11 protein-coding genes are annotated in these 13,396 nt (G+C 75.1%); 7 read left to right on the top strand and 4 right to left on the bottom strand.

Annotated elements, in window-relative coordinates:
* Positions 1-94: 94 nt before the first annotated feature.
* From RSE42_RS17195 to RSE42_RS17170, 6 genes are all read left to right on the top strand, one after another.
* Positions 95-964 carry a tryptophan 2,3-dioxygenase gene (locus tag RSE42_RS17195; protein WP_076404398.1) on the top strand — a complete coding sequence of 290 codons (870 nt, stop codon included), beginning with the start codon at positions 95-97 and terminating at the stop codon, positions 962-964.
* Complete coding sequence (locus RSE42_RS17190; protein WP_415297312.1) at positions 961-2,025, top strand: amidohydrolase; 1,065 nt, start codon at positions 961-963, stop codon at positions 2,023-2,025. The genes RSE42_RS17195 and RSE42_RS17190 overlap by 4 nt, the downstream gene beginning before the upstream one ends.
* Positions 2,022-3,320, top strand: coding sequence for a kynureninase (gene kynU / locus RSE42_RS17185; protein WP_415297311.1), 1,299 nt, complete (start codon positions 2,022-2,024; stop codon positions 3,318-3,320). Before RSE42_RS17190 ends, kynU begins: the two co-directional genes overlap by 4 nt.
* Positions 3,317-4,513, top strand: coding sequence for a PaaX family transcriptional regulator C-terminal domain-containing protein (locus RSE42_RS17180; protein WP_415297309.1), 1,197 nt, complete (start codon positions 3,317-3,319; stop codon positions 4,511-4,513). The genes kynU and RSE42_RS17180 overlap by 4 nt, the downstream gene beginning before the upstream one ends.
* 226 nt (positions 4,514-4,739) lie before the next feature.
* The gene (locus RSE42_RS17175; RefSeq protein WP_415297307.1) at positions 4,740-6,428 is read left to right on the top strand and encodes a collagen-binding domain-containing protein; all 1,689 of its coding nucleotides are present in this window, start codon (positions 4,740-4,742) and stop codon (positions 6,426-6,428) included.
* Positions 6,429-6,663: 235 nt separating this feature from the next.
* A complete protein-coding gene (locus RSE42_RS17170) occupies positions 6,664-8,814 on the top strand; it encodes a fibronectin type III domain-containing protein (protein ID WP_415297305.1) in 2,151 nt (716 codons plus the stop codon).
* 39 nt (positions 8,815-8,853) lie between these two features.
* On the opposite strand, the gene RSE42_RS17165 is transcribed toward RSE42_RS17170, so the two are convergent.
* Positions 8,854-10,224 (bottom strand): ADP-ribosylglycohydrolase family protein, encoded by a 1,371-nt coding sequence (locus RSE42_RS17165; protein WP_232322689.1) that lies wholly within the window; start codon positions 10,222-10,224, stop codon positions 8,854-8,856.
* Positions 10,225-10,249: 25 nt separating this feature from the next.
* Here RSE42_RS17165 and RSE42_RS17160 point away from each other — a divergent pair, with 25 nt between their 5' ends.
* Positions 10,250-10,747: a heme-degrading domain-containing protein gene (locus RSE42_RS17160; RefSeq protein WP_074803454.1), complete on the top strand. Its 498-nt coding sequence runs from the start codon at positions 10,250-10,252 to the stop codon at positions 10,745-10,747.
* Between the two features lie 4 nt (positions 10,748-10,751).
* Here the strand turns inward: RSE42_RS17160 and RSE42_RS17155 are convergent, their stop codons facing one another.
* From RSE42_RS17155 to RSE42_RS17145, 3 genes are all read right to left on the bottom strand, one after another.
* Entirely contained in the window at positions 10,752-11,447 is a 696-nt protein-coding gene (locus RSE42_RS17155; protein WP_415297303.1) for an excalibur calcium-binding domain-containing protein, read from the bottom strand.
* Positions 11,448-11,610: 163 nt separating this feature from the next.
* On the bottom strand, positions 11,611-12,744 hold the full coding sequence (locus RSE42_RS17150; protein ID WP_415297301.1) for an OmpA family protein: 1,134 nt from the start codon (positions 12,742-12,744) through the stop codon (positions 11,611-11,613).
* On the bottom strand, positions 12,741-13,325 hold the full coding sequence (locus RSE42_RS17145; protein WP_061267845.1) for a hypothetical protein: 585 nt from the start codon (positions 13,323-13,325) through the stop codon (positions 12,741-12,743). The genes RSE42_RS17150 and RSE42_RS17145 overlap by 4 nt, the downstream gene beginning before the upstream one ends.
* Positions 13,326-13,396 lie beyond the last annotated feature (71 nt).

Here is a 13,396-nt window from a genome sequence, read left to right as displayed (position 1 = left end):
CCCGGTCGGAATGACGCGATGATTCGATCATTGCGTCATTCCGACGCATCGCACGGATCTGGCGGTCGTCACGTTCGTGACATACGCTCGACGGATGGCCGACGCACCGCTGCCCGCGCCGAACGAGCGCGCGCTGGAGTCCGACATCGTCACGGACCTGCGCGAGCAGATGACGTACGGGTCGTACCTGCACCTCGACACGCTGCTCGCCGCGCAGGAGCCGGTGAGCGACCCGGAGCACCACGACGAGATGCTGTTCATCGTGCAGCACCAGACGACGGAGCTCTGGCTCAAGCTCGTGCTGCACGAGCTCCTGTCCGCACGCGACCTGCTCGCCGCCGACGAGCTGGGCGCCGCGCTCAAGCGCGTCGCGCGCGTCAAGCACGTGCAGCGCACGCTCACCGAGCAGTGGTCCGTGCTCGCGACCCTCACGCCGAGCGAGTACGCGCAGTTCCGCGGGTTCCTCGGGCACGCGTCGGGCTTCCAGTCGTGGCAGTACCGCGCGGTCGAGTTCCTGCTGGGTAACAAGAACGCGCGCATGCTCGACGTGTTCGACGCCGAGCCGGACGCGCGCGCGGAGCTCGCCCGCCTGCTCGCCGAGCCGAGCGTCTACGACGAGTTCCTGCGGCACCTCGCGCGGCACGGGCACGACGTCCCGCAGCGCGTCCTGGACCGCGACGTCACCGTCGCGCACACGCTCGACGACGACCTCGTCGAGGTCTTCCGGCGCATCTACGACGACCCGGAGACGTACTGGTCCGCGTACGAGACGTGCGAGGAGCTCGTCGACCTCGAGGACAACTTCCAGCTCTGGCGGTTCCGCCACATGAAGACGGTGCTGCGCATCATCGGCACCAAGCGCGGCACGGGCGGGTCGAGCGGCGTCGGCTTCCTCCAGCGCGCCCTCGACCTCACGTTCTTCCCCGAGCTGTTCGCCGTCCGCACCGAGATCGGGCGGTCGTGAGCCTCGGCCGGGCGGGCGACGGCGGCACCTGGCTGCCGCCGCTCGCGGACGCGCACGTGCACCTCGGTCTCGTCGACCCGGTCGCGGCGCGCCGCGGCGGGATCGCCGTCGTGCACGACCTCGGGTGGGTGCCCGACGTCGCGCGCACCTGGCCCGGGCGGCCCGGCTTCCCGGCGGTCGCGTTCGCGGGCGCGTTCCTCACCGCCCCCGGCGGCTACCCGTCGGACCGGTCGTGGGCGCCCGCCGGGTCCGTCGAGGAGGTCGGCTCGCCCGAGGCGGCCGTCGCCGCCGTCGATCGCCAGGTCGCCGCGGGGGCCTCGTTCGTCAAGGTCGCCCTGCACTCCGGCGCCGGCCCGGTGCCCGACGACGTCACCCTCGCCGCGCTCGTCGGCCACGCCCACGCGCGGGGCCGGGACGTCGTCGCGCACGTGGAGGGGCGCGGCATGGCGGCGCGCGCGTTCGAGGCGGGCGTCGACCGGCTGGCGCACGCCCCGTTCAGCGAGCGCCTGCCCGAGAACCTCCTGGCGGCGATGGCCACGCCCCGCCCCGCCGAGCACGACCTTCCACGCGGTCGAGCACGGGGTGACGGGCGAGATGAGCCGGATGGCGACCGTCACCCCGTGCTCGGCGGGGCGGGTAGTGGCCGGGTGCGTCAGGTGAGCCGGGTGAGCTGGGTGAGCACGCTCGACGTGCACGGGTGGGGGAGCCCGACGGCCGAGCAGGACGTCGCGATCGACAACGTGCGGCGGTTCGTCGCGCTCGGGGGGACCGTCGTCTACGGCACCGACCTCGGCAACGGCCCGCTCCCGCCCGGTGTGAACGCCCGTGAGCTGCGGGCGCTCGCGGAGGCCGGACTCGACGCGCACGCGCTCCTCGGCGCGATCGCGCACGACGGCGCCGTACCCGACACCGACGGCGCCGCGACCTGGGTCCCCGGCGACCCGCCCGACCTCGACGACCCCGACGACGTGGCCGCGTGGTTCGCGCGCGCCGTCGTCGTGGCGCGACCCGAGCCCCACGGTGCGCCGCGCGCACCCCGCACCCCGGAGGACCGGCGATGACCCACACGACCGACGCCACGACCACCGACCACGCCGCGCGGTCGGCCGCGCTCGACGCGGCGGACCCGCTCGCGCGGTTCCGCGACGCGTTCGTCGCCTCCGACGAGGTGACCGCCTACCTCGACGGGAACTCGCTCGGCCGACCGACGCGCGCGTCGGCGGAACGGCTCGCGCGGTTCGCGACCGACGTCTGGGGAGCGCGGCTCATCCGCGGCTGGGACGAGGAGTGGTACGAGCTGCCGCTGACGCTGGGCGACCGGATCGGCGCGGTGACGCTCGGCGCGGCGGCGGGCCAGACGTTCGTCGGGGACTCGACGACCGTGATCCTCTACAAGCTCGTGCGCGCCGCGCTCTCGGCGCCGCAGGTCGCGGGCCGCGACGAGATCGTGCTCGACGCCGGGAACTTCCCGACGGACCGGTACGTGCTGGAGGGCGTCGCGCGCGAGCACGGCGCGACGCTGCGGTGGATCACGCCCGACCACGACGGCGGCGTGACCCCGGAGCAGGTGGCGGAGGTTCTCTGCGACCGCACCGCGCTCGTGCTGCTCAGCCACGTCGCGTACCGGTCGGGGTACGTGAGCGACGCCGCCGCGATCACGACGCTCGCGCACGACGCCGGGGCGCTCGTCCTGTGGGACCTGTGCCACTCCGCGGGCGCGGTCCCGGTCGAGCTCGACGCGTGGGGCGTCGACCTCGCGGCGGGCTGCACGTACAAGTACCTCAACGGGGGTCCCGGCGCGCCCGCGTTCGGCTACGTGCGCGCTGACCTCCAGGGCGCGCTCACGCAGCCGATCCAGGGCTGGATGGGGAGCGCGGCGCCGTTCGAGATGGGTCCGGCGTACGCGCCGCACGACGGCGTCCGGCGCTTCCTCTCGGGGACGCCCACGATCGTCGGGATGCTCGCGATGCAGGACATGCTCGACCTCGTCGACGCGGCCGGGATGGCGGCGGTCCGCGCCAAGTCCGTCGCGCTCACCGAGCACGCGACCGCTCTCGTGGACGACCTGCTGCTCCCGCTCGGCGTCCGGTACGCGTCGCCGCGCGACCCCGAGCGCCGGGGGAGCCACGTGACCGTCGACCACGACGCGTTCGAGGCCACGCTCCCGCTGCTCTGGGAGCGCGGCGTGATCCCCGACTTCCGCCGCCCGAACGGACTGCGCCTCGGCCTGTCCCCGCTCTCGACGAGCTTCGACGAGGTGCGCGTCGGCGTCGAGGCGGTGCGCGACGCCCTGGCCGAGGTCCTCGGCGGCCGGCCGAGCGGGCCGACGGTGCCGGGCGGGGCCGGGCCCGCGTGATCCTCGACGACCTCGACTCCCGGCCCGGGAGCACGACGTCGTTGCTGCGCACCGTCGTCGGGCTGTACGTCCGGGACCTGGGCGGTGCGGTCGCGGTGGCGGACCTGGTCGACCTGCTCGGCGCGCTCGGCGTGCCGCCCGCGGGGGCGCGCAGCGCGGTCTCGCGCGTCAAGGCCAAGGGCCTGCTCGTGCCCGAGACGCTCGACGGCGGCCGCGCCGGGTACCGGCTCGCGCCCGACGCTGGGCCGATGCTCGCGCGCGGCGACCGGCGCATCTTCGGGTACCGGCAGCAGGGCGACGACGACCCGTGGTGCCTCGTGTCGTACTCGTTGCCGGAGGAACGGCGCGACGCGCGGCACCAGCTGCGCCGGCACCTCGCGTGGATCGGTGCGGGGAGCGTCGCGGACGGGCTGTGGATCACGCCCGGTCACCTCGTGGACGAGGTCGAGGAGATCCTCGTGGCGCTGGAGGTCCGGGACGCCGCGACGGTGTTCCTCGCGGGGGCGCCGCGCGTCGCGGGGTCGTTCGCGGACGCGGCGGCGCGCTGGTGGGACCTCGACCGGGTCGCGGCGCTGCACCGCACCTTCCTCGCCCGGCACGACGACGCGGGGGCCGACGGCGCCCCGTCCGCTCGAGCGGACGAGCCGCGCGACGCGTTCGCGCGGTGGGTGCGGGCCGTGGACGACTGGCGGCCGATCCCGTACGCCGACCCCGGGCTGCCGTCGGTCGCGCTGCCCGCCGACTGGCCCGGGACGGCGAGCGTCGCGCTCTTCGGCCGGCTCGGGCACGGGCTCGCGGACGCCGCGTCGCACCACGTCCGGGTCGTCGTCGGGCACCGAGGGGAGCACAGTGAGGGGATGAGCGACGTGACGCACGACCTTCCGGCCGCGGTGCGGACCCTCGTCGAGGCGACGAACGCAGGCGACACCGCCCGGTTCCCGACCGCGTTCACCGAGGACGCCGTCCTCGACGACTGGGGCCGCCGCTTCCGCGGCCGCACCGAGCTCGCGAGCTGGGACCGGACGGACAACATCGGCAAGCGCTCGCACTTCGAGGTCTCCGGGCTGCGGCCGGGGGCGACACCCGACGAGGTGCTGCTCGACCTCACGGTCTCGGGGGACGGGTACAACGGGCCGGGCACGTTCACCGTCCGCCTGCGCGACGGGCTGATCGCGAGCCTCGTCATCTCCTGACCTGGGGCCGCGCGCACGCGCAGCCTCTCGCGGATGGTCGGCAGCCCGACATGACCGACAGGTCCGGCCGCTCGTGCGCACGGTGAGGTGGGGTCGATCACACCGGAGCGACTTCACCCGCCACGCGTTCTGGACGCCCGTCCAGTCCGGCCTACGGTGAGAGGGACGGGCCGGTCCCGGTCCGTCGGGACCGACCCCTACCCCACCCGATGGAGCTGTCCGCTCGATGCTGCCCTCACGTCTGTTGCCGCAGTCAACCACTCGTTCCGGCCGACGCCGCACCGCTGCCGCAGCCGTCGTCGCGCTGGCCGGCGCCGCGCTCGTGCTGCCCGCGTCGGGCGCCGTCGCCGCCGACGCACCGGTGAACCCGTTCGACCTGGCCGGGGGGTTCAGCGTCTACGCCCGCGAGGACGCCCACCTCGGCAACCACGAGACGGAGGGCTCGGTCGCGGTCGGCGGCGAGCTGTCCGTCCGTGCCGACGGGGGCATGTACGCGATCCTCCACCAGGCGGCCGGGACTGCCGACTACACGATCCCCACCGTCGACGGCGACCCCACCCGTCTCCTCGTGGGCGGCTACGCACCGACGTCGGGGACGGTCCAGATCACGAACGGCGGTGCGCCCGCGGACCGGGGTGCAGCGCTCCAGGGCTACCTCAAGGTCGTGGGTGACGACCCGGCGTTCGGCACGTACCAGCGCGCCGACTGGGTGCGGTACCGCACGTCGCTCGACGACTCGCCCGCCGTCGACGCCACGAACCAGAAGTGGCCCGACGGCGCCGCGACGGTGGCGACGGAGCGCGGCTCCGTGGCGGCGTACGTCGAGACGGTTGCCACGGGGGCCGCCGAGGTCCGCCGGTGCCTCGCCGACCTCGTGCCGAGCGGCGCAGCGCACGTGCTCTCCGTGACGGAGGACGTCGGCGACCGCGTCGTCCTCTCGGCGCTCGAGGCCGGGCGGCCGAACGTCGTCGACTACGCGGCGATCGCGGACGCGTACACCGTGCAGTTCGCCGACGGCGTGCTCCCGTCGGCCGACGCCCCGCTCATCGTCTCCGTCCCCGCCGGGACGACCGACCTGCAGGGCTCCGTGTTCGGCGAGGCAGGCAAGGCGGCCTCGTTCGTGATGTGGGACTTGTCGCGGCTCGACGGCCCGGTCACGCTCGGCGCCGGCGGGACGCGGCTGGACGGGTCGGTGTACGCGCCGACCGCCGACCTCACGGTCGAGGCGTCCCCGCTCGACGGGCAGGTCGTGGCGCGGGACCTCACCCTGCTCGGCGGGGAGGCGCACGCCTACCTGTTCGCCGGGTCGATCCCGTGCGGCACCGTGCCCGCCGAGAGCGGCAGCCTCACGGTGACCAAGCGTGTGCTGGGCGACGCCGCCCCGGTCGTCCCCGCGGGCACCGCGTTCACCGTCGCGTACTCCGTCGACGGGTCGGCGGGCGAGCTCACGCTCCCCGTGGACGGTACGGCGACCCTCGACGACCTCCCGCTCGGCGCCGAGGTGGTGCTGGGCGAGCCCGACTTCCCCACGGTCGAGGGTGTGGAGTGGGGAGCGCCGACGTGGCAGGTCGACGGTGGCACGGTCGAGCCGGGCGACGACGGCACGGTGCGGGTGGAGGTCGCCGCGGCCGCGGACGTCGCCGTGACGCTGACCAACACCGCCGACCGGCCGCTCGAGCCCACGCCCGCGCCGACTCCGACGACTCCGACGACCCCGACCGACCCCACGGACCCGACCGTGCCCACGACGCCCGACGTGCCGGGCGCGCCCGACGCGCCGGGAGCACCGGTCGACGGTGGCACGGGTGGTCTCGCGACGACCGGCGTGCAGGCCGCCGGTGTCGCGATCGCCGCGCTCCTGCTCGTCGCGCTCGGCACGGGCGTCCTCGTCCTCCGGCGGCGCCGGGGCGCCTGAGCCGCCTTCCCCTCGTCGCAGGCCTCGACGCCGCGTCCCTTCCGGGGGCGCGGCGTCGTGCGTCTCCCGGGCCGGGCGGAGGACGGCCATCTGGCCGCCGCCGCGCGTTCACCGCGACGACGCGTGGGAGCCATCCCCGCTCCCTACTGTGACAGCGCTTCCCACCACGGGTCCGACGCCGCCACGGTGGTCCGACGGTCGTCGCCGCGCGGACCCCTGACCTGCGAAGGAATCCATGAACCCGCACGCCTCCCGGCTGCCCGGCGCGCTCGCGCGCGCGGCGGCGTCGGCGCTCGCCGTCTCGCTCGTCGGCACGGCGCTCGTCGCCGCGACCGCGACCTCGACGGCCGCCGCCGACGAGTCCCTGCTCTCGACGTCCGGCACGACCTGGCGCTACCTCGACGACAGCACGAACCCGGCGGGATCCGCCGCGGACCAGCGCGTGTGGACGACCACCGCCTTCGACGACTCCGCGTGGAAGTCCGCGACGGGCGCGTTCGGCGCGAAGCGCGGCGCAGCGACGGGGATCGGCGCCGCCTTCCCGATCACGACGCTCCTCACCCAGTACGTCGAGGGCACGACGACGGACGTCCCCACGTTCTTCTTCCGCACCGACGTGGAGCTCACCGCGGCCGACCTCGACGGCGTCCCGGCGTTCGAGGGCGAGATCGTCTACGACGACGCCGCGATCGTCTACGTGAACGGCGAGGAGGTCGTGCGCCTCGGCGACGACGACCGGAAGATCACCGAGAACCTCCAGTACCACGGCAACGGCCGCACGGACCCGGTGACGGGCACGTTCGTCGTCCCGGCCGACGCGTTCGAGCCCGGCGAGAACACGATCTCCGTCGCGCTCTACCAGGACGCGCCGACGAGCTCGGACATCTACCTCGACGTCCGCTCGCTCGTCCCGACGCACGGCGAGGTCCGCGACGTCGCCCTCAACGTCGGCGCGGACGAGACGCAGGCCAACGTCGCGTGGTTCTCGACGCTGCCCGGCGCCGGCGAGGTGCAGTGGGCCCGAGCCGACGAGACGGGCGGCGAGGTCGACTGGCGGACGGCCGCGACGTCGTCGTCCCGGAGCGGCGCGGCTGCGGACGGCGCGACGTACCACCACGCCACGCTCACCGGGCTCGTGGAGGACACGGCGTACGTGTACCGCGTGGGCAGCGCGGCGACCGGCTGGTCCGCGCCGTCGACCTTCACGACGGGCACGTTCGGGGACGAGTTCTCCGCGCTGTTCGTCGGCGACGCCCAGGTCGGGGCGAGCGGCAACGCCGCGAACGACGCGGCGCGCTGGGCCGCCAACCTCGACACCATGACCGAGCGGCACCCGGACACCGCGTTCCTCATCTCCGCGGGCGACCAGGTGGAGAACGCGGGCAGCAGCCAGCAGTACGCGGGCTTCCTCGCGCCGCGCCAGATGCGCGAGCTGCGCTTCGCCGTCCAGGACGGCAACCACGACACCGCGTCGGCGCTCTACGACCAGCACTTCGCGATGCCGAACCTCTCGACCGAGCAGCGCCGCGACTACTGGTACGCGTACAACAACGTGCTCGTCGTCGCGATCGACTCGAACGACTCGTCCACGACGCAGATCGCCGGCCACGAGGCGTTCCTGCGCGACGTGGTCGGCACGCACGGCGACGCGTACGACTGGGTCGTCGTGACGTTCCACCACTCGCTCTACAGCCAGGCGTTCCACTCGCGCGACACCGACGTGGTGCGCCTGCGCGAGGCCCTGTCGCCCGTCTTCAGCGACCTGGGCGTCGACCTCGTCCTCGCGGGCCACGACCACATCTACACGCGCTCGTACCTCATGGAGGGCGCGACGCCGGTCGTCCCGGCCGCGGCGCCGGCCGAGGGCGACGTCCTCACCCCGGACGACGGCCAGGTCCTCTACCTGACGGGCAACTCGTCGTCGGGCTCGAAGTTCTACGACTTCGACGGCGCCAAGCCGTGGACGGCGCGCTGGGAGCAGTCGCGCGAGGCCAGCTACTCCGACCTCGACGTCACGCCCACGTCGCTCACCGTCACCACCTACGCGACCGGGTCGCAGCGCGTCGTCGACCGGGTGACGCTCCAGCGCGAGGACGAGGCGGGCCCCGCGCTCGCCGTCGAGACCAGCGCCCGCTGCCTCGCGGGCACGGCGTACGTCGCGGTCCGCGCGACGAACACCGGTGACATCCCGGCCGACGTCACCCTCGCGACGCCGTTCGGCACGCGCACGGTCGCGGCGGTCGCGCCCGGCAAGGCCGCGTACCAGTCGTTCTCGACGCGGGCGGTCGCGGCCGACGCCGGGTCCGTCACCGTCACGGGCACCCTGCCCGACGGCGGCGCCTCCTCCGCCCAGGACGTCGCCTTCCCGGCGGTCTCCTGCGGCTGAGGCCGCTCGTCCTTCCGGTGGCGCGAACGCGCTGCCGGCTCAGGCGGGGTCGTCGAGCGGCTGCACGACGACCCCGCCGAACCGCGCCTCCTGCGCGCGGAGCGCGACGCCGTCGATCCAGACCCGCCCCGCGAGCACGTCGGCCGACGCGGGCGATCCGTCCGGGCGCTGCGCGGTGTACCCGCCCGTGATGGTCGCGTTCGCCAGCACGACGGGACGACCCTCCTCGTCGGTGACGTCCTGCGCGCACCACCCGCACACGTGCCGCGGGTAGCGCGGGTTCTCGCGGAGCAGCGTCCCGCACAGCGGGCAGTGCTGCACGGGGCGCGCGTCGCCGTCGGGCAGGACGAGCGCCTCGGAGCGCACGAGGCCGTCCTGGGCGGTGCGGCGCGCCAGCGCCGTGAGCACGCGGCGGTCGATCCCGGGCCAGCCGTGGACGGCGGTCGCCCACTCGTCGGGCACCGCGCGGGCGCCGTACCGCGCGCCGAGCAGGCTCCCGGCGATCGCCGCGACGGTGTCGGTGTCGCCGCCGACGGCGACCGCGGCCTGGAGCGCCGCCGCCAGGTGGTCCCGGCCCGCGAACCGCGAGCGCTCGGGCGGGGACGTCGTCGCGATCGCGCGCCACGCCGCCTGGAGCGCGGTCACCGTGAAACCGTTCTGCCGGAGGTCGGCCTCGGGCCGGGCGGACTCCGCGTCCGCGATCCGCGCCGACCAGCGCGCCGCGGACTCCGGGTCGAGCAGGTCGAGACCGGCCCGCACGTCGAGCCGCTGCTCCGTCACCGCGACGCGTACCGCCTCGGACCACAGCACGCACGACTCGGCGGCGAGCGGGTCGGTGTGCGTGAGCGACGCGACGGCGCGCGCCGCGCGGGCGGTCGCGTCCCGGTCGCCGAGCGCGACGAGACCGACGACGCCCGTCCGCATCAGCGCGCCGTTCCCCGCCGTGCGGCCGGTCGCCGCGTGCAGCGCCGCGGACGCCTCGCGCAGCCGTGCGGCGGCGGGACCCCGGCGGGCGGCGGCGTCGCGCAGGACCGCGGCCGTCTGCGTCCCGACGTCGGACGCGCCCCCGGTGCGCCACGCCTCGAACGCGGCGGCGACGTCGTCGAGCGGCGTCGCCCCGAACGCGTCGGGCACGGGGGAGAGGACGTCGTGCGCCGCCGTCACGCGCGCGACGCACACCGACATCTGCGTGTCGTCGCTCCACTCGCCCGGCGCGTACGGTCCGAGCCCGCCCCCGCGCATGACCGCGACCTCGTCCCGGTGCCCGGGCCCGGGCGGCTGCGCGAACTCGTACGGCACACCGAGCGCGTCGCCCGCCGCCTGCGCGAGCAGCACGCCCGACGCGCGGTCGAGCAGGCCGTGGTCGAGCGGGTCGAGGGGTGCCGGGCGGGGAACGGGCGTCGTCGTCACGTCGCGATCGTGCCACGATGACCGCATGACGACGCCCGACGACCTCGCCGCCCTCGTCGCCTCCGTCGAGGCGGACGAGCGCGACCTCGTGCTCCGCACGTTCACGCACGACGACGCGTGGCGGCTCGGCTGCCTCCTCGTCGAACTCGCCGACGAGCGCGACCTGCCCGTGACGATCGACGTCCGCAAGGGGCCGCAGCAGGTGTTCCACGCCGCACGCGCGGGCACGACACCCGACAACGACACCTGGGTCGAGCGCAAGGTGCGGGTCGTCGAGCGGTTCGGGGCGTCGTCGTACCTCGTGGGCCTGCGGGCCCGGGCGACGGGGACGTCGTTCAACGAGAAGCACGACCTCCCGCTCCAGGAGTACGCCGCGCACGGCGGCGCGTTCCCCGTCCGCGTGGAGGGCGTCGGGATCGTCGGCGTCGTCACCGTGTCCGGGCTCGCCCAGGGTGACGACCACGCGCTCGTCACCGAGGCCCTGCGGTCGTTCCTCGGCCGCGCGGGCGCGGCCGAGGGCTGACCACCTACTCGCAGGCCACGCCGTCGCCGTCGCGGTCGAGCTTGGGGGCGTAGCCCGGCTCGCCGCGGAGCAGCGGGGCCGCGCCGGCGGCCCGCACCGCGTCGCAGTTCTGGTAGTACGTCGACGTGCTGCCCCCGGTGTCCGCGACCCCGGCCGGGGCGCTGGGCCGGGACTGCTGGGTCGAGCGGGCCGCGGCGGCGGCCGCCTCCGCCTGGGCGACGGCCGCCTCGCGGCCCTCGACGTCGGACACCCGGGTCGCCAGGTCGGCCTCGACGGTCGCGACCGCACCCTCGCGCGCCGCGACGTCGGCCTCCGACGACTGGAGCGCCGTCGCCCGCTCGTCCAGCTCGGTCTGGGCCGCCTGCGCGGCGGCCGTCTGCTCCTCAAGCGCGGTCCGCTCGGCGTCCAGCTCGGCGCGCTCGCCCTCGACCTCGTCCTGCTCGTCGGCCGCCTGCGCGACGAGGGTCCTCGCCTCGTCCAGCGCCCGGCCGGAGCTGCCCTGCCCGACCAGGAGCCCGACGACGAACAGGGCGACGCCCGCCGCGGTCAGCAGGGCTGCCCGGCGCCCGCGTCGAGGCCGCGTGGCCCCGGCCGGCGGCGCGGCGGTCTCGTCGACCCAGAACGTCCATCCCTCCGGCGCGGACGGCCAGGCAGGGTCCGGGGCCCAGCCCGGCTCGGGGCGCCAGTCTCCGGGGGCCACGGGCCAGCCGGGAGGGGCGTTGAATCTCAGGGCGATGCGTCGTCCTCGTCTCGCGGTCACCGCGTCGACGTCGACGGGCACGACCGAAGCCCCGGGGGGCGTGACGTGAACGCTAACGTGGTGTCAGCCGCCTCGGGGAGGGCCTGACGGGGTGAAAGGGACGTCAGTCCCAGCGGATCGGGACGTCCTCGAACGTCGGCCACGTCGGGACGACGTTCACGTACAGCGACTCGAGCGACGCGTCGAGCGGGCGCGGCAGGTACACCTCGTAGCCCACCGTGCGTCCGACGCTCGTCCGCGCGAACAGCGGCTCGGTCTCGAGCTCGCGTGCCCCGCTGCCGCGGACCGGTGCGTACGAGACCAGCGCGCGGGGGTCGACGGCCGACGTGTGCAGCTCTCCTGCACCCGTCATGGCGTACACGCTGATGCGTTCCTCGTCACCGTCCACAGGGCCGAGCGGCGTGAGCTGGAGGCGCAGGCGCATGAGAGATCCGCGGACCACGATCGGCTCGATGCCGACGCGGACCTCCTCCTGGCGGCCGTCCTCGTTCGGGACGACGACCGTCTTCTCGACGACGGGCTCGGTGTCCGTCACGGGCTCCACGCGCGGGCGGTCGCCCGGCACGAGCTCCGCGGTGACGGGATCGAGCTCGTGCTCCTCGACCTCGAGGCCGCGCTCGCCCGGGGTCGTCCCGGAGTAGCGGAGCTCGACACGGCGGTTCTGGGCACGGTCGTCCGCGACGTCGTCACCGCCCTCCTCGACCTTGAGGCGCGTCTCCCCGTACCCCTGCGCCTCGAACGTGACGTCGGGTCGTACCGTCGCGGCAGCGTCGACGACGGCCTGCGCGCGCCGCTGCGAGAGGTCCATGTTGTCCGCCTCCTCGCCCACCGAGTCGGTGTGCCCGGCGACGCTCGCCGTCACACCGTCGGGCAGCTCGGCGGCGATCTCCTGCACGCGCTCGACGGCGGCCTGGGAGAGCTCGGCCGAGCCGACGTCGAACAGGACGTCGGTCTCGAGCGTGACGACCACCTCGTCCGCCTCGACCTCGACGTACTCGAGCGACGTGACGGCACCGGCGAGCTCGAACGTCGTCGCGACCCCCGGGTCGAACCGGGTCGTCGCACGGTCGAGGTCCTCCCGGGCGGGCGCGCCGCCGAGGTCGTCGAGGGTGAGCGGGTCGACGCCCGGGTCGAAGCCCTGCTCGTCCTCGCTCGCCGCGGCCGGGGTGCCGGACAGCGGACCCAGCACGAGCGCGACCGCCAGGGCACCGGCCGCCGTCGCGTGACGGCGCCTCACTCCTCGCTCTCCCAGGTCACGGGCACGTCCTCGAAGGCGGGCCAGGCGTCGTGGAGACGGACGTCCACGGTGCGGGGCTCTCCCTCCGGGCGGGGGAACCATGCCTGGTAGAGCAGCGGCCTGCCGTTGACGGTGTCCGCGGTGACGGGGTCCGTCGAGAGCTTCTGCCCGGACGCGGAGACGACGTCGTACTGCGTCAGCGCACCGACGTCGACGATCCGCGGGTTGTGGTCCTTGCCGAGCATGTCGTACACCGAGTACGTCTCGGCGGAGTCGTCGCCCGCGAAGTGCGGGGTCATGAGGACGCGGAGCTCCACCGTCGAGCCGTCCGCGACGAGGGACACGAGGCCGAGCGTGACCTCGTCCTCCGCCGACCCCGGGACCGGCAGGCGCGTCTCGAGGATCGGCTCGTACTCGGCGGCACCCACCACGACAGGAGTCGGCCCGTCCTCGGCCTCTCCCGTGCACGCACCCAGGCTGAGGGCGGCGGTGAGGCCGAGGGCGCCGACGAGGGCGCGGCGTCGCAGCGTCGACCACCGCGTGCGAGGCAGGGTCGAGCGCGGTCTCCGGAGGCTCGTCATGGCACGGAGGTTAGCCGAACACGCGGCTCCCGTCGGCCACCGGACAGGGGGAGAGGTCCCCATCCGGAGGT

The organism is Cellulosimicrobium sp. SJTW-1, assembly GCF_047716875.1.
Lineage (GTDB): Bacteria > Actinomycetota > Actinomycetes > Actinomycetales > Cellulomonadaceae > Cellulosimicrobium > Cellulosimicrobium funkei.
This window is presented reverse-complemented; position numbering and strand designations above follow the sequence as displayed.